Origin of the sequence: Clostridium sp. UBA7791, from assembly GCF_002480755.1 — a bacterium.
Lineage (GTDB): Bacteria > Bacillota > Clostridia > Clostridiales > Clostridiaceae > Clostridium_J > Clostridium_J sulfidigenes.
Map to the genome: position 1 here is coordinate 165537 of NZ_DLCT01000003.1, position 24379 is coordinate 189915.

Genomic DNA, 24379 nt, shown 5'->3' on the forward strand with positions numbered 1-24379 from the left:
GTTAAGATATTTTTAATAATATGTTTAAAAAATATATTCATGGGTAAAATTACAAAAAATGATATGTTTTTTTGGAGGTATATGATGAATAGAATAGTTTTAGTTGGTAGATTGACACGAGACCCTGAAATTAAAGTTTTTGAAGATAGTAGTAAGGTTTTTACTAGATTGGTTTTGGCTGTAGATAGACCTTATAAAACTGCATCGGGAGAAAAACATGTAGATTTCATTCCAGTAGTACTAAGAGGAAAGAAAGCAGAAATTGTTAATGAATATCTAATTAAAGGAAGTGTTATTAGTGTAACTGGTAGACTTCAAAGTAGGCATTATGAAGGTGAAGATGGACAGAAAAAGTACATATCAGAAGTTATAGCAGATGAATTTCAGTTCATGAATACTAAGAAACCTAAAGAAGAAATTGGTTAAATCTACATGACTTAAATTGTTATTTTAGTAAATCGCATATATGTGTATAACAATCTAAACAATATTTTTAATCAGTAAAGCCTATTCTATTGTAATATCACAATAGAGTAGGCTTTTTTAAATTAATTAATAATAAGTAAAAAAATATTTATTTATTAAAAAGTCACAGGTTAGTATATTAAAAATATTTGGATAATAGGCATATTAAGAGTATAATAAATTCATAAGGCAAAACTTTAATCTTATTTAAAAATGGTAAATTTCAGGTATAAAATATAGATTATAGTTAAACAAAATATAAGGGTAGAGGGGTTTATTATGGAGCTTGAAAAATTTAAAGTATTTAGAGAGAAAGCAATGGAAAACATATCTAAAGTTATAATTGGTAAAGAGCATATAATTGATAAAATAATAGTGTCATTTATAACTTCTGGTCATGTATTATTAGAAGATGTTCCAGGACTTGGGAAAACTAAACTGTGCAAAACATTGTCAAAAACTATGAATTGTAGCTTTAAAAGAATTCAATTTACACCAGACTTATTACCTTCGGACTTAACAGGAATATATTTTTATAATCAACAATCAAAAGAATTTGAATTCAGAGAAGGACCGCTTCTAAGTCAAATTGTTTTAGCTGACGAAATAAATAGAGCTACGCCAAGAACACAATCTGCTTTACTTGAGTGTATGGAAGAGAGACAGATAACAGTAGAAGGAAATACGATAAAGTTAAAGAGGCCATTCTTTGTTATAGCCACTCAAAATCCAGTAGAACAATTTGGTACATTCCCGTTACCGGAAGCTCAATTAGATAGATTTTTTATGAGATTATCTATGGGGTATCCAAGCTATGATGAAGAAATAAAAATGATGGATAGGTTTATAGGAAAAGATCCATTAGACTCCCTAGAGTCTGCTATAACTATAGAAGAAATAAACTATGTTCAAGAGAATTATAATAAAGTTTATGTTAGTGATGAAATAAGAAGATACATAGTAGATTTAGTCAATGCTACTAGAACTAACAGTGAAATAGAGTTGGGATGTAGTCCTAGAGCTACATTAAATCTTATGAAAGGTTGTCAAGCATTAGCTGCTATTAGAGAAAGAGATTATGTGATTCTTGAAGATGTTAAAGAGCTTGCAATACCTATAATGAGTCATAGAATTATCTTGAAAAGCGAAATAAATAGTGGCAGTGAGAAGAGTGAAAGAGTTATACAAAAGATTCTCGCAACTATAGAAACTCCAATAGATAGGCAATAGAGGTGTATTATGATACTTCAAATATTTGTTTTTGCAGCAATTGTAATTATACTGGTAAATATAATGAGTTTTATTACTGAAAAAGGGTATGAAAACTTAAAGGTGTATAGGGAAATAAAACCAGATAGGGTAACTGTGGGCGAAGAATTTACAATAACTATGAAAGTAGAAAACAATAAAAGAATGCCCGTTCTATTCTTGGTGGTGGAAGAAAGAATACCTGTTGAATTAAGATTTGTTGGCGAAGTCTCTACTTACAAATATGGAAATGATAATTGGCACATATGCAAGTATGTAATGGGTAAATTTCAAAGAAAAAGTAGAACTTATACTTTAGTAGGAAAAAAAAGAGGAGCTTACATAATAAAGTGCATGAATATTTTTATAGGGGATATGTTGGGACTAAATATTAAAAGTAGAGAGCAGAATGATTATATTGAAGTTTTAATTTATCCTAAGGTAAAATCAATAGGAAGCTTTAGATTTGATGTGACAAATTTTTTAGGAGATAATACAGTAAGGAGATGGATACATAAGGATCCTTTATATATAAAAGGAGTAAGAGAGTATAACGTTGAAGATAGAATGAAGGATATTCATTGGAAAACTTCATTAAAGGCAGATAAGCTTATGGTTAAGGACTATGATTATACTTCAGAACAACAGATGGTTATAATCCTTAATACACAATGTGGAGATCCTTGTTGTAATTATATAGATGAAGATATTATAGAAACATCTATAGATATTGCAGTTGCATTAGCTGCAAAAGCATCTAAAGAAAGTATCCCAACAGGTATTTGGAGTAATGCACATTTGATTTACTGTAATGAAAATTCTGTAAATGAGATTGAGCCGAAGGTAGGAAGTTTTAATAGTATATTGGAGTTTTGTACTAGAATATATCTTGCTGTAAAATATGAACTTAATGAATACTTAAAGAGTAGAATGCCTTATTTTGATAAAAGTTGTACCTATGTATTAATTACTACTTATTTAAATGAAAAAGATATTAGGATTTTAAATATTCTAGTGGCAAATGGCTATAAAATAAAGATTATAGATGTTTCTAGAGAAAACAAAATTAAAAATATCAAAGGAATTGATAAAATTTCATATAAGGGGGAGATGAAGTAATGAGTTGGTCTGAACAAGTTAGGCTTTATTATGATATAACATTTAGTATGCTAACATCTGTTGTTTGGATGATAGTAACAGCTCTTATATTTTCTAAGGATATGAAATTTTCTATTTTCATTTTAATGATGATATCTATATTAACTAGCAAATATTTACTAAGAAAAGGTAAGAAGGTAGAGATTTGTATTGGGGTTTCTTTAATCCCAATTATTGTTTACGAAATATTTAGTCAAGAAATAGTAATTGCCATTGTAGATATAATATTTGTAGCATTAATCAGTGCTGTTTTACTTAGAGAAACTAATGAAAATATAAATTATGATAGATATAAAAATATTTTTATAAATGGAATTTCTTATATTTTCATAGCATCAATTATCTGTAGTATGTTCAGGCCTATTTATGCAGAAATCATATTTAGAGGTATAGTTATATATCTGATTTTGATGGTTATAACTATGAGAGAGACTATGGGATATTGTTATAATATAAAAAGTTCAAAAGTGAATAAAATTATAAATATATCTCTAATTTCATTGGCATTATTAACTACACAGGAGTTTTTTTATAATATATTTGTGAAGGTAGTTTCAATTTTGTATAGAGGAATTGAATTTATAACTGAATTTATAATAGATGTAATAGTAAAAATTATTGGGATTCCAATGACTTGGGTTTTTAATGCTTTACAAAAATTATTTACTGAAAGACGAGGAGCTTTAGAAGATATATTTGGAAGAATAGATTCAGGTAGTAAAAATCCCCCAAATATAAAAGGATTAACGCCAGAAATGGTAACAGCAAGTCCCACATTTATATTTATAATGAAGGTTATAGTTACAATAATATTAATATTAATTGTAAGTAGTATCATAAGAAAAATAATAAAAGGTACTAATTTTAATAGAGATGATGGTTATACTGAAATAATTGAAGAGATTGAGCAAAAGGATCCTGGTTATAAAAAAGTTATAGATAAAATCAAAAAAATATTTAGAAAGAAGGGTACCCCTAGGGAAGAAGTTTTATATAAGTATAGTGAGTTTGTAGAAGTTGCAAATAAAAAAGAGATTTTTAAGACATATATGACTCCAAGACAACTTGGTAATATTGTTAAGATAAAAGTGGATAACTGTATGGAAGTTGATGAAGTTACTAATATGTATAATGAAGCAAAGTTTTCTACACATATTATAAACAAGTCTTATGAACAAAAAGTGGAAAAATATGTGGATAACATCAATAAAAACATAAAAAAGTGACAAGAAAAATTAATCTACAATAAAAGACAAGAAAACTCACATAATATTAACATTTTATCCACTGATATATTAACAATAACAAATAGTTTTGTATAACTGTAAAGAATAAGTAATTTTGTGAAATAAGGTGTAAATTTTGAGGGGGAATATATTATTGTTGCCTACAAGAATTTACACATTATTTTTTTATATAGTGATACAATTTCTTTAGGCAATAAAATGTTGTAATTTTATTGCTATAAATGGTTTTACATTATTTGGGGGTGCTTTTATGATAATTGAGACGTTGAAATCTAACATGGTATGTGAAGAGAATACTATAGAATACACTTATAATTTAATTCAATCAGAATTAGAGGTCCATATGAATGGTGAAAGAAGGGTTATAGATGTATATGGTGTAGAAATAGAAAGTGAAGTGAAAAATAAAGGCAAACATGTAAAGCAATACAAAGAACATGTAGAATGTATAACTCCTAATAGATATAAGGGAAGTGAACTTCTGGGATTATTAAAAAATAATGTGGTCTCACCAATACATCTTATAGATATTATAGAAGAATATATAGAGGCATATTATGCTGATTTTGACGAACTTGTACAAGCAATAGCAAATTAATTATAACTATTTTTATTTATATGAGTAGTTTATAAAGTTAAACTTAATTAATATGATAATTGAAAATATTATCATCATATACTTTCATATATATATAAGTTATAGTTGATATTAACCTATTTATTTATTAAAATTAAAGATGTAAAAATATGTTTATAATTTAATTATAAGTATATGAAATATTTAGGTTTGGAGGTGAGATGGTGATAGTAGGAGTTGGAGTAGATATAGTTGAAATAAGACGTATAAAAGATGTAATGGAAAAAAATGAAAAGTTTTTAGAAAAAATATTTACAAGTAAAGAAATACAATACTTGAAAACTAGGAATTTAAGGCCGGAATATGTAGCAGGTAGGTTTGCTGCAAAGGAAGCGGTTTCAAAAGCACTAGGAACAGGGTTTAGAGGATTCAACTTCAGAGATATAATAGTAGATAGTACTACTCTTGGTAAACCTACAGTCACATTAGAAGGGCAGGCAAAAAATATTGCTAACAAGAATGGGAATACAACTATTCATCTGAGTATTTCTCACGGATGCGATAGTGCTATTGCCTATGCTGTTTTGGAGGTCGTTTAATATGGTAAATCCTTTTGATAAATTAAAAATTAATAGATTAGGGTTTATAGGATTTAAACATAGGGCCATACAAATGGATAAGGAAATGATACAAAGTATATTAAAAGCTAGAGATGATGATACCTACAAAGGAGATTATGGACAAGCATTTATAATAGCTGGCTCTATGGGCTTTTCTGGTGCTGCATATCTTACTACTCAAAGTGCAGTAAGAAGTGGCGCTGGATTAGTGACCCTTTGCGTTCCTAAAGAAATACAGGAGATAATGAGCATAAAGTTAAATGAGGCTATGACAATCAATTTTGAGCAAAGTGAAAAAATAGGTAATATTATGGTTAAGTCTAATTGTATTGCTATTGGACCAGGAATGGGGAATGCTAAGTTAACTTTTAATATAGTGAAAAGTATGATTGAAAATGCAGAATGCCCTATTGTAATAGATGCAGATGGACTAAATGTACTACAGGGAAAACTTGAATTGCTTCATAGTAAAAATAATAGCATTATATTAACACCTCATTATGGGGAGATGGCAAGATTAACTGGATTATCTGTTGATGAAATAAAAGAAAATAGGGTAGAAGTAGCAAGGAATTTTGCTTATGAGTATGATGTAATAGTTTTATTAAAGGACCATAGAACTGTAATAACTGATGGAACACAGGTTTTTGAGAATACTACAGGAAATAGTGCAATGGCATCAGGTGGAATGGGAGATACTTTGACAGGAATTATAACTTCATTTATTGCTCAGGGATATGATGCTCTAGAAGCTACATGCATTGCTACATTTATACATGGATATTGTGGTGATAGGCTAGCAGAGAATATGTTCTGTGTCAATGCTACCCATATTATAGAAGAATTACCTTTTGGGATAAAAGAAATTTTGGATAGTAATTGATACATAGAAATAACTGTGGATTATAATAAAATAAATATGGTTATAGAGAGTAGAAAACTATAATAAACATATAGTGTAATAAGTAATTGGAGGAATTTATGAAAAAAAGACTAACTTATACACTATTTATTATAGCTATATGCCTAACCATTGCAGTGGCTTTATTCATTAAAGGAAGAACAAGGACTTTAGATGAGTATAATGTAATTGATTCCTTAAGTGAGATTAAAGCCTATAAGAGTGATATAACTATAGAGGTCGTAAATGACAGAGAAACAAATAAGTATGAAGGGTTTCAAACCTATAAAAAAGATATAGGATATAAACTGGATTTAAAGGATAAGAGATCTTTTACTTTTAAAGGTGATGAGATACTTGTTAAAGATAAGGAGAATATCAAAGAGTATACCTTAGATAAAGGGTTTGATGAAGTATTTAAATATGGATTTATTGGTGAATATATAGGATTAATATATACAAATGAACAATTAGAATTTGAAACTGAAACAATAAATAATAGTGAGTGCTTTGTGATAACAACAGTGATTCCTGGAAGCAATAACAACATTTGCCAAGGTAGCTTATATTATGATATTAAAAATAATAGACCGAAGAAAATAATAATCTATGATAATAAAGGTAGAGAAAGAATTATATATACTTATGAAAACTTTAACTGGACTGATAAGGTTGAAGATGTGGAGTTAGATTTATAACAATGATACAAAACAGTAAGAGCGAATCTAGTATTTACTATGAGGTAGTTCTTGACAACTGGAAAGGTGAGCAAGGTGAGTAATATGGAAAAAAAGATAAGACCCTCTTGGGCAGAAGTGGATTTAGATGCTTTAAGGAATAATGTAAGTGAAGTAAAAAGGGTTTCAGAGGGGAAGGAAATAATTGCTACAATAAAAGCTGATGGATATGGACATGGAGCTATAGATATATGTAAGTCTATGATGGATGAAGGTATAAATAGATTTGCAGTAGCTATTGTTACAGAAGCGGTAGAACTAAGAAAAGCTGGTGTGGAAATTCCTATTATTATATTGGGATATACACCAAAGGAATTTTATGATGAAGTTATTGATTTAAACCTAGAGCAAACTATATATGATTATGAAGATGCTAAAATACTTTCAGACATAGCTATAAAGAAGAATAGCATAGCTAAAATTCATATAGCTGTAGATACAGGTATGGGGAGGATTGGATTTTTAACAACGAGGGAGCAGGCTAGGGAAGTACATAGGATAACTAAGTTAAAAGGAGTAAGAATTGTAGGAATATTTACTCATTTTGCTACTGCTGATGAGAAAGACAAAACTTATGCTAGTTTTCAAATAGAAAAATTTAATATATTTAATATATATCTTGAAGAATTAGGTATAATTATACCCTTTAAGCATGTAAGCAATAGTGCTGCTATAATAGATTTTCCTGACTTACCATATGATGGAGTTAGAGCTGGTATTATGCTTTATGGATATTATCCTTCCAAGTATGTTAATAAAAATAATGTTAACTTAATACCTGTTATGTCGCTAAAATGTAAAATTGTTCATTTGAAAAAAATACAGGAAGGCGATTATGTAAGCTATGGTAGATTGTATAAAGCACCTGCAGAACGGATAATTGGAACTCTTCCTATAGGATATGCAGATGGCATTTCGAGAGCATTAACAGGGGTGGCTAAAGTAATTGTGAATAGTAAAATAGTACCTGTTGTAGGTCGTATTTGTATGGATCAATGTATGATAGATGTAACAGATGTACCTGGGGTGAAGATTGGGGATGAAGTTATATTAATTGGAAAAGATAATATAGGGAATGTTATAACAGCAGATGATATAGCAGAATCTATAGGTACAGTCAATTATGAAGTAATTTGTGATATAAGTAAGAGAATTCCAAGAATATATACAAAAAACGGTAAAATTTTCAGTGTAAGAAACTACGTATAGTAAAAAGTATAAAAAAATGTTGTAAAAAGTAGAAATTGAGGATAATTTCTTTGACATAATAACAATTGATGATTTATAATTAAGTTGTACATAAAGTTGTTATTTAAATTGGAGGTAATGAAATCCATGGGTAGCTCAAAGAAATTTATTCTGAATTTTGGTAGTAGTTTTTGCGAAAAATTTAATGATGTAGATAAAAAACAATTTATAACAAATAGTAAATTAATTATGGATTATGGAATAGTATATAGTGAAGGCTATAATAGTAATAGCTATATAGAGAAAATGAAACAAGGATATTTAGCTATGAGAGAATTAAATTTAGAATTATCAGAATATGGCTTTGAGAGTTATATTAATGACTTAAGTGAATATGAAGCTAGCCTTTAGGAGTGTGAATGCCTAATGACAATTGTTATAAAGAGAGGCGATATATTTTATGCTGATTTAAGCCCAGTGGTTGGATCAGAACAGGGTGGAATAAGACCTGTAATAATTATACAAAATGATGTGGGAAATAGATATAGTCCAACTGTGATAGTTTCAGCTATAACCTCTCAGATAAATAAGGCAAAACTTCCAACTCATGTAGAGATTTCTTCTGAAGAATACGGATTAAATAAAGACTCGGTAGTTTTGCTAGAGCAAGTTAGAACTTTAGACAAAAGAAGATTAAAAGAAAAGATAGGTCATATGACCGATGAAGATATGATTAAAGTTGATGTTGCTCTTAAAATTAGTTTAGATTTAAAAATGTAAAAATAAGCTTAATATTAAGGGGCTGTTTCAAAATACACTAAATCTTAATTGGATGTGGAGTATGCACTAACAACAATATTTTAGTGAAACTTAACATTTTATAGAGATTAGTGAATTATTTTGAAATAGCTCCTTTTAAATTAAATCGGTAGATGGACAAAAAAATATAAAGTATTTATTACTTTTATAATGATAGAAGTATAGTTGTATTTAATTGAAGTGTAAGGTAAATAATATATTAATAATTATTGGAGATTTCTTATAATGAAATGTATGGATAAAAGTAAAATTTCAACTAAATAGTTGAGAATAAATAAATTATTGATATAATGGGTTTAGAAGAAAATCAGGGAGGGATAAGCAATGGAAAAGTCATTAATAGCATTAGAGAATATAGCGAAAGTTTTAAGAAAAGATATTATAAAGATGGTAACAGAGTCAGCATCTGGTCACCCAGGCGGTTCTCTATCAGCTGTAGAAATCATTACTACATTATATTTTAATGAAATGAATATTGATGTAGAAGACTCTAAGAATCCTAATAGAGATAGATTTGTATTATCAAAAGGTCATGCTGCACCAGTTTTATATGCAGCTCTTGCGGAGAAGGGTTTCTTTAATAAAGAAGAACTTATGAAATTAAGAAAAACTGGAGCAATGCTACAAGGTCATCCAAATATGAATTACATACCAGGAGTAGATATGTCTACAGGTTCATTAGGTCAAGGAGTTTCCGCTGCGGTAGGTATGGCACTAGCAGGAAAGCTTGATAATAGCTCATATAGAGTATATACCCTACTAGGAGATGGAGAATTAGAGGAAGGTCAAGTTTGGGAAGCAGCTATGTGTGCAGCTCATTACAAACTAGACAATTTAACAGCTTTTGTAGATTATAATGGACTTCAAATAGATGGAGATATTGATAAGGTTATGAATCCTAATCCTATAGCAGATAAGTTTGTAGCATTTGGATGGAACGTGATTTATTTAGAAGATGGTCATGATTTAGTTAAGATAAAAGATGCTATAGAAGCTGGAAAAGGAGTAAAAGATAAGCCTACAATGATAGTTTGTAAAACAATTAAAGGAAAAGGTGTATCTTTTATGGAGAATCAGGCAGGTTGGCATGGTTCAGCTCCAAGTAAAGAGCAGTGTGAAATAGCATTAAAAGAGATTGGGGGAGAAGAATAATGAAAAGTGTTGCAACTAGAGAAGCCTATGGAAAAGCATTAGCAAGAATAGGTAAAGAAAATGAAAATATAGTAGTTCTTGATGCAGACTTATCTAAGTCTACTAAAACTGCTGATTTTAAGTCTGTATGCCCAGAGCGATTTATCAATATGGGGATTGCTGAAGGTAATATGATGACTGTGGCAGCGGGAATGGCAGCTTGTGGAAAAATTCCTTTTGCATCTACTTTTGCTATATTTGCAACAGGAAGAGCTTTTGAACAAATAAGAAATTCTATATGTTACCCTAAATTAAATGTAAAGGTATGTGCTACTCATGCTGGTCTAACAGTAGGAGAAGATGGTGCTTCTCACCAATCTGTAGAGGATATTTCATTAATGAGAAGTATACCTAATATGGTGGTGATTAGTCCAAGTGATGGAATTGAGGCTGAAGCAGCAATAGAAGCTATAACAAAATATGAAGGCCCTTGCTATGTTAGACTTGGTAGAAGTTCGGTACCTATAATAAATGATAATGAAGATTATAAGTTTGAAATTGGTAAAGGAATAACTTTAAGAGATGGGAAAGATGCTACTATAGTTGCAACTGGAATTATGGTAGAGGCAGCATTAGAAGCGTACAATATTTTGGCTGAAGAAGGCATAAGAGTTAGAGTTATTAATATACATACAATAAAGCCTATAGACGAAGAATTAATAACAAAAGCTGCAAGAGAAACAAATCTTATAGTTACTGCAGAAGAACATAGTATCATAGGTGGCCTTGGTTCAGCAGTGGCGGAAGTAGTAACTACACATTGTCCAGCTACAGTTTTAAGAGTTGGAATAAAGGATACTTTTGGTGAAAGTGGTAAGCCTGCAGAATTATTAAAAGCTTATGGATTAACAGCATTAGATATAGTTAAAGCAGTTAAGACTGGAATTAGTATGAAATAAAAAATAAAATTGAATATGGAAGAAATCTAAGGAGACTTAGGTTTCTTTTTTTTATAGCCTATGATATAATTTATAAATAATTTGAAAATTCGATTTACTAAGGAGAGCGTTATAGATGAAACAAGATGTTAAAGGATATATGAGTGATGTAGTCTTTTGTTTTAAATTGTCTTTAAAATTAGTTATTATACCCGTAGTTTTAGGTATAGTTATTAGTTGTATATATCTATTAGTTAAAGGTCAATCTATGGAACTTTATGGAATACTTAGAGGAATAAGAAATACAGGAATTATATTTTCTTGTGGAGGATTATTTGTATCAGCATTAGCATTTCTACAACCGACAAAGTTATTGAGACCTTTAAGCTATGAGAAAACTTGGAGACAATATCTTTATAAATTTGGTTTAGTAGGAACTATATTCTGCACCTTTGCATTATTAGCAACATATTTCTTAGTATACGATATGCTAATTCATAACTTATATGTGTAGTTTACATACATAAAGAAGCATGAGTGGAAAAAAATATATATATTTCCACTCTTTTTTTATGAAGAAAAATAAGAATTTATTATTTTTTAACTTATGTAGGACTTGCATTTTAAATTTTTATGTTATAATATACACAGATAAAAAGTAAAAAGTCGAGGAGAGTTAATAATTATGATAGATTTTAAAAATGTTACTAAGGTTTATAATAACAATGTACTAGCTTTATCTAATTTAAATGTACATATTGACCAGGGTGAATTTGTTTTCTTAGTAGGCCCAAGTGGAGCAGGAAAATCTACCTTTATAAAGATGTTATTAAAAGAAGTTGATCCAACAGCGGGTTCGGTTATAGTTGCAGGATCAGATTTAACAAAGCTAACAAGGAAAGAAGTGCCTTATTATAGAAGAAAAATTGGAGTAGTGTTTCAAGATTTTAGATTGATACAAAGTTTGAATGTATTTGATAATGTAGCTTTTGCACTAAGAGTTATAGGATCAAGCGAAAAGGATATACAAAAAAAGGTTCCAGCAGTGCTTTCAATGGTAGGATTATCAAAAAAGAGAGATGCTTTACCTACAGAGTTATCAGGTGGAGAACAACAAAGAGTATCTATAGCTAGAGCTATAGTAAATAGTCCATCATTATTAATTGCTGATGAACCAACAGGTAACTTAGATCCTGAAACTTCATTAGAAATTATGGATATTTTAAGTGATATTAGTAGAGCTGGAACTACCATTGTTATGGCAACCCATGCAAGAGACATAGTTGACTCTATGAAAAAGAGAGTTATAGCTATTGAGAAGGGTGTTATTGCCAGAGATGAGGAAAGGGGGAAATATGGTTATGAAATTTGATTCTTTTAAATATTCATTTAAGGAAGCACTTAAAAGTATAAAAAGAAATAAAACTTTAAGTATAGCATCTATAGCTACAGTAACAGCTACACTTTTTTTATTAGGAGCTATAACACTAGGAGTTGCTAATGCAGATAAATTAATTACGCAATTGGGATCCATGGTTGAGGTGAAAATCTACTTAAAAGAGGATATAAGTGATAATAATAAAAATGCTATAGAGAATAAAATTAAAGAAGTAGATGGTATTGATAAGATAACTTTTCAAAGCAAGGAAGATGCTTTGAAGGATGTAAAGGAACAAATGAATGATGAATTAGGTCAGTTAACATCTGGATTTGAGGATAATAATCCATTCCCAGCTTCCTTTACAGTAAATGTTAAAGAGCCGCTAGTAGTAGATAAAGTTGTAAGTAGTATTAAAGATATGAATGGTATTGATGAGATAAAAGATGCAAGATCTATAATTGCAAAAATTTCTAAGCTTACAGATTCATTTAAAATAGGTGCTGCAGTAGCATTTGTAGTTTTTATTATGATATCTCTATTCTTAATAGGAAATACCATAAAAATTACAGTGTTTACGAGAAAAAAAGAAATAGGAATAATGAAGTATGTAGGAGCTACAGATTGGTTTATTAGATGGCCATTTATAATAGAAGGTATGATACTTGGAATATTTGGAGCAGTCATATCGGTAGTAGTACTAGGTTTTATATATTCTATTATAATTAATAATTTAAGCGCCGATACACTATTTGGATTTGATTTAGTAGGTATTTCTTATATATTGAAGGTGATTATTTGGGAATTCCTGGGATGTGGAGTTTTCATAGGTGCTATTGGAAGTATAATATCCATGAGAAAATTCTTAAAAGTTTAAATTATAAAGAACAAATAAGACTAAGAATTTATTTCTTAGTCTTATTTGTGTATAATATAATATATTGGTAATAGAAAGGATTAATAAAATAATTTAAATTTCATAGTATTATTATCGGGGATAAAAAGTAATAATAAATATATGAGAATGAGAGGGTGATTTTTATGGATGGTAAGAAAAATAAATGGAAAAGAGTAACGGGTATAGTGGCTCTTTTGATAGTGACAAATTTAATTACTTTAGGATTATCTAACTATATATCTTTTAAGTTACCAGATGGTAAAGTTATAGTTAGTAGAAAAACATATGAAAATATAGTAGACTTTGAAAAGTTATATACTATAAAAGATAAATTAGATAGATATTATTTGGGTGAAATTGATATTAATAAACTTATAGATGGAGCAGCAGCGGGAATGACAGAAGCTGTAGGAGACCCATATACAACATATATGAATGCCGAAGAGTTTAAAGACTTCTATTCTCAAACAGAAGGAAATTATGTTGGATTAGGAATACAGGTAGGAGTTAAGGAAGATAAGATAGTTGTAGTAGCTACCTTTGAAAATTCACCTGCAGAAAAAGTGGGAATACTTTCAGGGGATATAATTGAAAGCGTAAATGGTACAAAGGTTGAAGGCAAGGACTTAGAAAAAGCAGTGAAAACTATGAAAGGTGAAAAAGGAGAAGCTGTAGAACTTACTTTATCTAGGGAAAACAAAGGTTCTTTTAATGTTAAAACTGTAAGAGATGAAATAGAAATGATAACTGTAAAGAAAGAAATGATTGATAGTCAAGTAGGATATATTCAGGTAACTATGTTTGATGAAAATACATCTAGCAATTTTGAAAATGCAATTAAAGATTTAAACTCAAAAGGAATGAAGAGTTTAATAGTAGACCTAAGAGAAAATCCAGGAGGATTATTAGATCAAACTGTGAATATGTGTTCACAATTTATTCCTAAGAATAAGAATATAGTTTATACGGAAGATAAGAATGGAAATAGGAAGGATTATAATTCAGTAGGTGGAATTGCTGAAGGATTACCACTTACTATATTAATAGATGAGGGGAGTGCAAGTGCTTCAGAAATATTTACAGGAGCTATAAAAGATTATAAGTTAGGAACTTTAGTAGGTACTAAGACCTTTGGTAAGGGTGTTGTTCAAACAACTTTTTATAGGGATAGAGATGGATTTAGAGATGGAACTGCATTGAAGGTTACTATATCAAAATACTATACTCCTAATGGACAGAATATCCATGGTATAGGAATAGAGCCAGATATTTTAGTTGAGTATCCAGAAGAACTAAAAGGGAAAGCCTATGATAAATCAGTAGATCCTCAATTTGAAAAGGCTTTGGAAGTGGCAAAAGAAAAGATTAAGTAATAAAATATAGGGTATTATAATAGATATTAGTATTTTTATTATAATAAATACTAATTAAAATAAGTTAACATATAGAAAAATAATAAAATTAATTTTATAGTTTCAAGTAGATAAATGATGATGTAAAATTAAGTATCTATTATAGTAGATACTTAATTTTACTTATGCACATCTACTCTTTGTTACATAATGAGAAGGAGAAAAATAATGGAACTTTTAAAGTATACTTTGCAGCAGGTGTCCTATGCTATTGTGGAGCCGTCTTATGCGCTTATATTAATAATGATGGCTGTTGTATTCTATATGAAAAATAAAAAAACTACAGTGATGGAAAGATTAATTATGGGTAAAAACTCGTCAACTGCTTTTGAACTTACTGTGTCACAAATAGTTATGGGAATATTGGGAGGTGTAGTAGCTAGTTTGATTCTTACATTTTTGGGAATTACTTTTTATGAAACTTCTAATATATTTCTAATATTTATATTATCAGTAGCGTTAATGTTCTTTAGTCCCAAATTAGTTTGTCTTTCATATTCAGGAGCTATTTTGGGACTATTATCAATACTGTTGTATTTTATATCATTAATCATGGAGAATCCAAGTTTAGATGTACTAAAAATGGATATAACTAATTTATTGGTATTGGTTGCAGTAATGCATATTGTTGAAGGGTTATTAGTAATCTTTGATGGGAAAAGAGGTGCTATACCTGTATTTGGATCAAGAGATAAAAAAATCATAGGTGGATTTGCATATAGAAGACAATGGATATTACCAATGATAATATTATTAATGGTACAGGCTACTAGCGCCAATACAGTTATGGGGGGAAGTGTAAACACTCCAGAGTGGTGGCCAATAATTAATCATAATAAAAACATGTTGATTTTTGCTACTATGGTAATTGGTGCATTACCGATTTTTGCAGGAGTTAATTATGCTACCATAACATTTACAAAAAGTAAAAAAAATAAGCCAATATTCTCAGGACTATTAATTTTAGGCTATGGTACTGTATTAATTCTATTATCTTTTCTTGGGGATATAAATAAGATTTTAGATGTAATAATTCTTACATTGATGCCTGTATTACATGAGTATATGTTATATATTGATCGCTTAGCAGAAAAGAAAGGTAAAATAAAGTATGTGAGTAATGAAGAGGGAGTATGTGTTCTAGATGTAGCCCATGATTCAATAGCTAAAAATATGGGAGTTAAAATGGGAGATTTAATATTAGAAATAAATAATATTAAATTATATAAGGATGAAATTATATTTAATATGTTAGAACGTCTTCCAGATATTATAAATATGAAGGTTAGAAGAGAAAATGGATCTATGGAAGAATTAGAATGTAAAGTAAAAAACAATAAAGAAAAATTAGGAATTGTTATAGTTCCTAGAGAAGTTCCAAAGCAGGCTACTGTAGCAAAGCCAGGAGGTTCTAGTTTTTCTGATATTCTAAATAAAATTAAAGAAAAGAAAGATAGTAACGATAAAGAATAATTTTTTATAAAAAGATGAGGTGATGTATCATGGGTCAGTTTAAGATTCATTCAAAATTTAAGCCAACTGGAGATCAACCTGAAGCAATAGATAGTATAGTTAAAGGAATCCTTGAAGATAAAAAATATCAAACTTTACTTGGAGTAACAGGATCAGGGAAGACATTTACTATGGCAAATATTATTGAGAGAGTTCAAAGACCAACTTTAATTCTTGCTCATAATAAGACTTTAGCAGCTCAATTATGCTCTGAATTTAAAGAGTTTTTTCCAGAAAATGCTGTTGAGTACTTTGTTTCTTACTACGATTACTATCAACCAGAAGCTTATATGGCTCAAACTGACACCTATATAGAAAAGGATGCATCAATAAATGAGGAGATAGAAAAGCTACGGCACTCAGCTACTTCAGCCTTGATAGAAAGACGAGATGTTATAGTTGTGGCTTCTGTATCATGTATATATGGGCTAGGAAATCCAGAGGATTATAGAAAGCTTACTGTATCTTTACGAGAAGGTATGATTAAAGATAGAAATAGTGTTATTAGTCAGCTAGTGGATATTCAATACGAAAGAAATGATATAAATTTTGTAAGAGGAACCTTTAGAGTTAGAGGAGACGTGCTAGATATATTTCCAGCATCATCAACTAATAAAGGGATAAAAGTTGAGTTTTTCGGAGATGAAATAGATAGAATCCGTGAGTTTGATGTATTAACAGGCAATATAATTAGTGGAAGAAAACATGTATCTATATTCCCAGCATCACACTTTGCTACATCAAAGGAAAATTTAGAAAGAGCTATCTCTCAAATTGAATTTGAATTAGAAGAGAGATTAAGGGAGCTAAAGGATGAGGATAAGTTATTAGAAGCTCAAAGATTAAAACAACGAACCAATTTTGATATAGAAATGATGAGAGAAGTAGGTTATTGTACTGGAATAGAAAATTATTCTAGAATATTAGATGGAAGAGAAAAAGGAACACCACCACAAACTCTTATTGACTATTTCCCAGATGATTTTCTTTTCTTTGTAGATGAAAGTCATGTTACACTACCACAAATTAAGGCTATGTATGGAGGAGACAGATCTAGAAAAACTTCTTTAGTAGAGTATGGATTTAGACTTCCATCAGCCTATGATAATAGACCACTTAAATTTGAAGAGTTTGAAGATAAATTAAATCAGGTATTATTTGTAAGTGCTACACCTGGAGTTTATGAGAATGAACATTCAGCTAATATAGCAGAGCAAATAATAAGACCAACAGGATTATTAGATCCTGAAATTATAATAAGACCAGTAAAAGGTCAAATTGATGACTTATATGGTGAGATTATCAAAACTACTGAAAGAGGGTTTAGAACTTTAGTTACAACTCTTACAAAGAAGATGGCAGAGGACTTAACTAAATATTTAAAAGAGTTAGGAGTAAAAACTACTTACTTACATTCTGATATAATTACTATGGAAAGAATGGAAATAATAAGAGATCTTCGAAGAGGAGATTATGATGTGCTAATTGGAATAAATCTTTTAAGAGAAGGATTAGATATTCCAGAAGTAGCATTAGTTGCTATATTAGATGCAGATAAGGAAGGATTCTTAAGGAGTGAAACATCTTTAATTCAGACTGTAGGTAGAGCTGCAAGAAACTCAGAAAGTAAAGTAATAATGTATGCTGATAATATGACAAATTCTATGGAAAAAACTATAAATGAGACCAATAGAAGAAGAAGTATTCAAGAAAAGTATAATGATGATCATAATATAGTACCTAAGACTATAATCAAGGAAATAAGAGATGTTATAGAAATTTCTACAGTGGCAGAAGATGAAGATTTATATATCAGTGAAGCAAGTAGTGATTTGCTTTTAGATAAGAAGGAATTGACTAAGCATATTACTAAACTAGAAAAAGAAATGAAAGAAGCAGCTAAGGACTTACAATTTGAAAGAGCAGCGATTTTAAGAGATGAGATAGAACGTATGAAGAGAGAATTTAATTTGTAAAGGAGAAATTTATGAGAAATAGTATTTATATAAAAGGTGCAAAAGTACATAACCTTAAAAATGTAGATTTAGAAATACCAAGAGATAAATTTGTTGTTTTTACTGGACTTTCAGGTTCAGGAAAATCTTCTTTAGCCTTTGATACTCTTTATGCAGAAGGACAAAGAAGATATGTAGAATCTCTTTCAGCTTATGCGAGACAGTTTTTAGGCCAAATGAATAAACCGGATGTAGAGTATATAGAAGGTCTATCACCAGCTATATCTATTGACCAAAAAACTACAAGTAAAAATCCAAGATCTACAGTAGGAACAGTAACTGAAATTTATGATTATTTAAGACTACTTTATGCAAAGATAGGTGTACCCCATTGTCCTAAATGTGGCAAGGAGATTACCCAGCAGACTGTAGACCAAATGGTAGATCAGGCAATGGCTCTGCCACCTAGAACTAAGGTTCAAATCTTAGCACCTGTAGTTACAGGGAAAAAAGGAGAACATGTAAAGATCCTTGAGAACATTAAAAAAAATGGATATGTTAGAGCAAGAATTGATGGTGTTCTGGTAGATTTAGAAGATGAAGATATCAAACTAGAGAAGAATAAAAAGCATACCATTGAAATAGTAATAGATAGAGTAGTTATTAAAGATGGAATTGAATCAAGAATTACAGACTCTTTAGAGTCAGCATTAAAAATAGGTGAAGGTATAGCTATCTTAAATGTAATTGATGGAGAAGATATACTTTTAAGTGAAAAATTTTCATGTGTAAGTTGTGGAATAAGTATTGGTGAAATTGAGCCTAGAATGTTTTCCTTCAATTCTCCCTTTGGAAAGTGCGATGAGTGTGATGGACTTGGGACTTTAATGGAGATAGATGAGGATTTGGTGATTCCGGATAAAAGCAAATCCATATTAGGTGGAGGAATTTTAACTTTAGGTGAAGGTAGTTTAAAGGAGGATTCATGGACTCGTGCCATATTAGAAGCTCTTGCTAAAAAAAGAGGGTTTACTTTAGATACTCCTATAGAAGAACTATCAGAAGAAAATTTAAATTCTGTTTTATATGGAACAAATGGAGAAAAATTACGAATAGAGTATACCAAGGAATTTAAAACTGGTATATATAATTATGCTTATGAAGGTATAATAAATAATTTAAAAAGAAGATATATGGAAACTAACTCAGATTACATAAAGAGAGAAGTAGAAGAGTATATGAGTGATAATCCTTGTCCTAAGTGTAAAGGAAGAAGATTATCTAAAGAAGCTCTATCTGTTACTGTAGGTGGTAAAAATATAAGTGAATTTTGTACTATGTCTATTATAGAAGAACTTGATTTTGTAGATGCATTAAAATTATCTAAAAAGGATGAAATTGTAGCAGAACAAGTATTAAAGGAAGTTAAGAGTAGACTTAGTTTTTTAAAGGATGTAGGACTTAGTTATCTTAACTTAAGTAGAGCATCAGGTACTTTATCAGGAGGAGAAGCGCAAAGAATTAGATTAGCAACTCAAATTGGTTCTAGTTTGATGGGGGTTTTATATATTTTAGATGAGCCAAGTATTGGATTGCATCAAAGAGATAATGATAAATTAATAAAGACTTTAAAGCATCTTAGAGACATAGGAAATACTTTAATTGTAGTTGAGCATGACGAAGATACTATGCGAGAAGCAGATTACTTAGTAGATATAGGCCCAGGAGCAGGAGAGCATGGAGGAAAAATAGTAGCTGCAGGTACAGTAAAACATGTGATGAAGTGTAAAGAGTCCATTACAGGTCAATATTTAAGTGGGCATAGAACTATAGATGTGCCTGAAAAATATAGAATTATGGATAAAAATAGAGTTATAAAAGTTAAAGGTGCAAAGGAAAACAATCTAAAAAATATAAGTGTTGAATTTCCATTAGGATTATTTACATCTGTAACAGGAGTTTCAGGGTCAGGGAAAAGTACTTTAGTTAATCAGGTTTTATATAAGGGGTTAAATAGAAAATTAAATGGTTCTAAGAAACTACCAGGAAAACATGAGGAAATTGTAGGTGATGACCAGATTGATAAGATTATAAATATAGATCAAAGTCCAATAGGAAGAACACCTAGAAGTAATCCTGCTACATATACAGGAGTATTTGATTTAATAAGAGAAATTTTCACTATGGTTCCAGAGGCTAAAAGCAGAGGATATAAACAAGGTAGATTCAGTTTCAATGTTAAAGGTGGAAGATGCGAAGCTTGTAAAGGTGATGGAATAATAAAGATAGAAATGCAATTTTTATCTGATGTCTATGTTGAATGTGAAGTGTGTAAAGGAAAGAGATATAATAGAGAAACATTAGAGGTAAAATACAAAGGAAAAACTATTGCAGATGTTTTAAATATGACTGTAGAGGAAGGCTTAGCTTTCTTCGAAAATATACCTCGTATAAGTAGTAAACTTCAAACTCTTATGGATGTTGGATTATCCTATATAAGATTAGGTCAACCATCAACCACATTATCAGGCGGAGAGGCACAAAGAATAAAGCTTGCCTATGAATTATCTAAAAGAAGTACAGGAAAGACTTTGTATATATTAGATGAACCCACTACTGGATTACACATTGATGATGTTAGTAAACTTATAAAAATTCTCCAAAGGCTTGTAGAAGGAGGAAATACTGTAATAGTAATTGAACATAATTTAGATGTAATAAAGTGTTCAGATTATATTATAGACTTAGGACCAGAAGGTGGAGATCAAGGAGGAACTATTATAGTTAAAGGAAATCCTAAAGATGTAATTAAATGTTCTAAATCATATACAGGACAGTACCTAAAAAAGATGATATAATTACTTATAACTAGCATCATAATTTATAATGATGCTAGTTATGTTATATATGTATAAAGGAGTTTTGCTTATGAATATTTTAAAATTCGCATTGAATTTAGGAATAATAGCAATAGTTTATTTTATTATAATCTACGCTTTAAAAATAATGTATACAGATACTAAATCAGTGGGTAAAAGAAGGAATAGAACTAGAAAGGCTACTTCTGGGCTAGAAATAATAGTAGCTGGAGAAAATACAAATCTAAAAAATGGAGGAATACTACCAATAGTAGATAACTTAACTATGGGAAGAAAAAGTGATAATACAGTAATCTTAGATGATAAATATGTTTCTTCTCATCATGTTAAAATTTTCAGAAGAAATAATGAGTATGTGTTGGAAGATTTGGAGAGCACTAACGGAACTAAGGTTAATGATATTAGAATAAAGAATTCCCTTATATTAAAGTCAGGGGATATAATAAAGGTGGGAACTGCTACCTTTAAATTTATGTAGTTATTAGGAGGCAAGTATGAAGGGTATAAAACAAGAAAAAAGAGTGCTTAGATTTACTTATTTGCTTGTAATGGCACTATTTTTTAATGTAGCAATTCTAACTCCAACTATTGATAAGGGTGCAATATTTATAGGAGCAATAATATGTGGTTTATTATGTTATTCCCACTTTGTAATAAGAAGATTTTATCCAGATGGGGATAAATTTATATTATTATTTTCAAATATCCTTGCTGTTATAGGGATTGCTATGATATATAGGTTGGATTTACCCATATCGGGAGGTAGTTATATAGCGGAAGGTACTAGAAGTTTTTTAACAGCTAAGCAAATTATATTTTTTGCTTTAGGTATGACTATGTTTATATTAGTAGTTGTAATACTTCCAGATTTAAAAAGATTTAGTAAGTACAAATATTTATATCTAATAATAACATTATTATTTATGTCCATGGGTACCTTTTTTGGAAAGGAACAGTTTGGAGCTAAAAACTGGGTAAATTTATTTGGGTTCGGTTTTCAACCTTCTGAGTTTGGGAAAATTGCCTTAGTAGCTTACCTTGCTTCAGCATTAAAGGATTATGAAAAGCCTTCGAAGTTTTGGATTAAGATAGGAAAGGCAATTGGATTTAGGAAAGAAAGCTCATATAAATATATAAGTTTAATAGAGCCTGCTATGGTAATGATGATATCATTGCTATTTATGTTAGCTCAAACAGACTTGGGTTCAGCGCTAATTTTCTTTGCCATAGCACTTACTATGCTTTATATTGCTACATCAAATAAAAAGTATGTAATAATAGCATTGCTGTTATTTGTAGTTGGTGGTGTCATAGGATATTACTTATTTTATCATGTTCAGATAAGGGTTATGATATGGCGAAACCCATGGAAGTATGGATATGATGAAGGACATCAGCTTGTTCAATCCCTTATAGCTATAGCAAATGGTGGATTTTTTGGGGTAGGACTTGGAAATGGATATCCAGGATATATTCCAGTAGTAGAATCTGACTTTATATTTGCGGCTATATGCGAAGAATTAGGATTACTTATTGGATTTGCAGTTATAATTTTAAATTTTCTATTATTCTATAGATGTATAAGAGCTGCACTTTACATAAAGGATAAATTTTCAAGATTATTAGCCGTTGGATATAGTACTATGATGGTATCTCAAACACTAGTAATTATTGGTGGTGTAACTGGAGCTATACCTCTTACAGGAATAACTTTGCCTTTTGTTAGTTATGGAGGAAGTTCTATGCTGATAAGTTATCTTTCACTAGGTATAATACAAAAAATATCAGAGGAGAGTAGTAATTATGAATAATCTACAAAAGAACATAAAAAATGTAATGATTGTATTTCTGTTATTATTTATTGCTCTAATCTCTTATATAAGTTATAGTACATTATTTAAAAATCAAATAGCTTTGGATAGTGTTTATAATAAAAGAAATCAAGCGGAGAAAAATAGAGTTCTTAGAGGAACTATTTATGACAGAGATATGAATCCTTTAACTACAGGTGAAAAAACAGGGGAGTTTTCTCAAACAAGAAAGTATGTTGGAGGAGTAGCTTTTTCTCATGTGGTTGGTTATAATGATGCTAAGTATGGGGCTAGTGGAATTGAAAAGAAGTTTGATAAAGAACTTTCAGGACAATCAGTAAATTCTATAAAGGATATATTTTCCAACAAAAAGGATGAGAATAAAGTTGGAAATCATGTAGTGACTACCTTAAATTCTAAGTTACAACAAAGAGCCTTTGAGGTTTTAGGTAATAGAAAGGGATCAATAGTAGCATTAAATCCTAAGACAGGAGAGGTTCTTGCTATGGTGTCAAAACCAAGTTTTGATGCAAATACAATACAAGAAGACTTTGAAAAACTGTCACAACAAGAGGATACACCTTTCTTGAATAGAGCAGTTTCAGGTCTTTACCCACCAGGCTCAACCTTTAAAGTTATTACAGCCATAAGTGCTTTGGAGAATATGTCGGATATAACCAATAGGACCTTTAATGATGAGGGGAAAATTAGTTTTAATGAAAGTGAATACCTAGAAAACTACAAAGGGTATGCTTATGGAAGCATTGGACTTAGAACAGCTTTTTTAAAGTCTAGTAATGTGGTATTTGGTACCTTAGCTATGGAACTTGGAAATGATAATTTAAAGGGAACATCAGAAAAGTTCTTCTTTAATAAAGATATTCCATCAGAAACTCTTACCATTGATAATAGTATTTTCCCAAAATATAAAAGTGATGAGGTTGGTAATATAGCTCAAAGTGGTATAGGACAAAGTGGAGTACTAGCAAGTCCAATAGAAATGGCACTAGTAGCTAGTACTATAGCTAATAATGGTGTAATGATGGAACCTAATGTAGTAAAGGAAATCATAAGTCCGGAAGGGAAAGTAGTTAAAAGCTATGAACAAAAGGAAGCAGCTACAGTTACAACTCCTGAAAATGCAGCATTGCTAAAGGAATATATGAAAGCTGTAGTCAATGAGGGAACTGGTCAGGCAGCAAAGTTATGGAACGTTCAAGTATCAGGAAAGACTGGAACTGCAGACCATGACTCTGGAGATAAGGAGCCACACACTTGGTTTATAGGTTTTGCAGGTTATGATGACCCAGAAATAGCCTTTGCTATAATTGCAGAAGAAGGTGGAAATGATAGCTTTAATGCCAGCGCTATGGCAAAGGAGCTTATGAAATCTTATTTTAGTACAAATTAATATTAAAACTTTTGAAATATAATTATATAATATACCTTATGAGTATTAATCATTGCATTAAAAGTGAAGCTCAATAAGTATTATACTAAAGATG

General features: G+C 30.1%; 23 protein-coding genes. All 23 read left to right on the plus strand.

The window, feature by feature from the left end; translation table 11 throughout:
• Positions 1 to 84 precede the first annotated feature (84 nt).
• Positions 85 to 426, plus strand: coding sequence for a single-stranded DNA-binding protein (locus B3Z56_RS02355; protein ID WP_035132193.1), 342 nt, complete (start codon positions 85 to 87; stop codon positions 424 to 426).
• 318 nt (positions 427 to 744) lie between these two features.
• A complete protein-coding gene (locus B3Z56_RS02360; protein ID WP_346847690.1) occupies positions 745 to 1695 on the plus strand; it encodes a MoxR family ATPase in 951 nt (316 codons plus the stop codon).
• 9 nt (positions 1696 to 1704) lie between these two features.
• Entirely contained in the window at positions 1705 to 2832 is a 1128-nt protein-coding gene (locus tag B3Z56_RS02365) for a DUF58 domain-containing protein (RefSeq protein ID WP_346878160.1), read from the plus strand.
• Positions 2832 to 4097, plus strand: coding sequence for a hypothetical protein (locus tag B3Z56_RS02370; RefSeq protein ID WP_346878161.1), 1266 nt, complete (start codon positions 2832 to 2834; stop codon positions 4095 to 4097). The genes B3Z56_RS02365 and B3Z56_RS02370 overlap by 1 nt, the downstream gene beginning before the upstream one ends.
• Positions 4098 to 4368: 271 nt before the next feature.
• Positions 4369 to 4716, plus strand: coding sequence for a DUF6514 family protein (locus tag B3Z56_RS02375; protein WP_346847687.1), 348 nt, complete (start codon positions 4369 to 4371; stop codon positions 4714 to 4716).
• 203 nt (positions 4717 to 4919) lie between these two features.
• Entirely contained in the window at positions 4920 to 5294 is a 375-nt protein-coding gene (locus tag B3Z56_RS02380) for a holo-ACP synthase (protein WP_346847815.1), read from the plus strand.
• A gap of 1 nt (position 5295) precedes the next feature.
• Positions 5296 to 6198 carry an NAD(P)H-hydrate dehydratase gene (locus B3Z56_RS02385; protein WP_346847686.1) on the plus strand — a complete coding sequence of 301 codons (903 nt, stop codon included), beginning with the start codon at positions 5296 to 5298 and terminating at the stop codon, positions 6196 to 6198.
• A gap of 98 nt (positions 6199 to 6296) precedes the next feature.
• Entirely contained in the window at positions 6297 to 6914 is a 618-nt protein-coding gene (locus tag B3Z56_RS02390) for a germination lipoprotein GerS-related protein (RefSeq protein WP_346847685.1), read from the plus strand.
• 84 nt (positions 6915 to 6998) lie between these two features.
• The gene (gene alr / locus B3Z56_RS02395; protein WP_346876645.1) at positions 6999 to 8162 is read left to right on the plus strand and encodes an alanine racemase; all 1164 of its coding nucleotides are present in this window, start codon (positions 6999 to 7001) and stop codon (positions 8160 to 8162) included.
• A 126-nt stretch (positions 8163 to 8288) separates the two neighbouring features.
• Complete coding sequence (locus B3Z56_RS02400; RefSeq protein ID WP_051823997.1) at positions 8289 to 8552, plus strand: hypothetical protein; 264 nt, start codon at positions 8289 to 8291, stop codon at positions 8550 to 8552.
• A 15-nt stretch (positions 8553 to 8567) separates the two neighbouring features.
• On the plus strand, positions 8568 to 8921 hold the full coding sequence (locus B3Z56_RS02405) for a type II toxin-antitoxin system PemK/MazF family toxin (protein WP_035132183.1): 354 nt from the start codon (positions 8568 to 8570) through the stop codon (positions 8919 to 8921).
• Positions 8922 to 9284: 363 nt separating this feature from the next.
• On the plus strand, positions 9285 to 10112 hold the full coding sequence (locus B3Z56_RS02410; protein ID WP_035132181.1) for a transketolase: 828 nt from the start codon (positions 9285 to 9287) through the stop codon (positions 10110 to 10112).
• Complete coding sequence (locus tag B3Z56_RS02415; protein ID WP_414632266.1) at positions 10112 to 11050, plus strand: transketolase family protein; 939 nt, start codon at positions 10112 to 10114, stop codon at positions 11048 to 11050. Before B3Z56_RS02410 ends, B3Z56_RS02415 begins: the two co-directional genes overlap by 1 nt.
• Positions 11051 to 11165: 115 nt before the next feature.
• Entirely contained in the window at positions 11166 to 11543 is a 378-nt protein-coding gene (locus B3Z56_RS02420) for a hypothetical protein (protein WP_346847683.1), read from the plus strand.
• A 171-nt stretch (positions 11544 to 11714) separates the two neighbouring features.
• Positions 11715 to 12401, plus strand: coding sequence for a cell division ATP-binding protein FtsE (ftsE, locus tag B3Z56_RS02425; protein ID WP_035132175.1), 687 nt, complete (start codon positions 11715 to 11717; stop codon positions 12399 to 12401).
• Entirely contained in the window at positions 12391 to 13284 is an 894-nt protein-coding gene (gene ftsX / locus B3Z56_RS02430; RefSeq protein ID WP_346847682.1) for a permease-like cell division protein FtsX, read from the plus strand. The genes ftsE and ftsX overlap by 11 nt, the downstream gene beginning before the upstream one ends.
• Positions 13285 to 13448: 164 nt before the next feature.
• A complete protein-coding gene (locus B3Z56_RS02435) occupies positions 13449 to 14678 on the plus strand; it encodes a S41 family peptidase (RefSeq protein WP_346847681.1) in 1230 nt (409 codons plus the stop codon).
• Positions 14679 to 14885: 207 nt separating this feature from the next.
• Positions 14886 to 16190: a PDZ domain-containing protein gene (locus tag B3Z56_RS02440; RefSeq protein WP_346847680.1), complete on the plus strand. Its 1305-nt coding sequence runs from the start codon at positions 14886 to 14888 to the stop codon at positions 16188 to 16190.
• A gap of 29 nt (positions 16191 to 16219) precedes the next feature.
• A complete protein-coding gene (gene uvrB, locus B3Z56_RS02445) occupies positions 16220 to 18205 on the plus strand; it encodes an excinuclease ABC subunit UvrB (protein WP_346847679.1) in 1986 nt (661 codons plus the stop codon).
• A gap of 11 nt (positions 18206 to 18216) precedes the next feature.
• Complete coding sequence (gene uvrA, locus B3Z56_RS02450; protein WP_346847678.1) at positions 18217 to 21042, plus strand: excinuclease ABC subunit UvrA; 2826 nt, start codon at positions 18217 to 18219, stop codon at positions 21040 to 21042.
• A 70-nt stretch (positions 21043 to 21112) separates the two neighbouring features.
• Positions 21113 to 21541: an FHA domain-containing protein gene (locus tag B3Z56_RS02455; protein ID WP_035132164.1), complete on the plus strand. Its 429-nt coding sequence runs from the start codon at positions 21113 to 21115 to the stop codon at positions 21539 to 21541.
• Between the two features lie 16 nt (positions 21542 to 21557).
• Positions 21558 to 22874, plus strand: a complete 1317-nt coding sequence (locus B3Z56_RS02460; RefSeq protein WP_346847677.1) for an FtsW/RodA/SpoVE family cell cycle protein — start codon at positions 21558 to 21560, stop codon at positions 22872 to 22874.
• Positions 22867 to 24285 carry a peptidoglycan D,D-transpeptidase FtsI family protein gene (locus tag B3Z56_RS02465; RefSeq protein WP_346847676.1) on the plus strand — a complete coding sequence of 473 codons (1419 nt, stop codon included), beginning with the start codon at positions 22867 to 22869 and terminating at the stop codon, positions 24283 to 24285. Before B3Z56_RS02460 ends, B3Z56_RS02465 begins: the two co-directional genes overlap by 8 nt.
• The last annotated feature ends 94 nt before the right edge of the window (positions 24286 to 24379 follow it).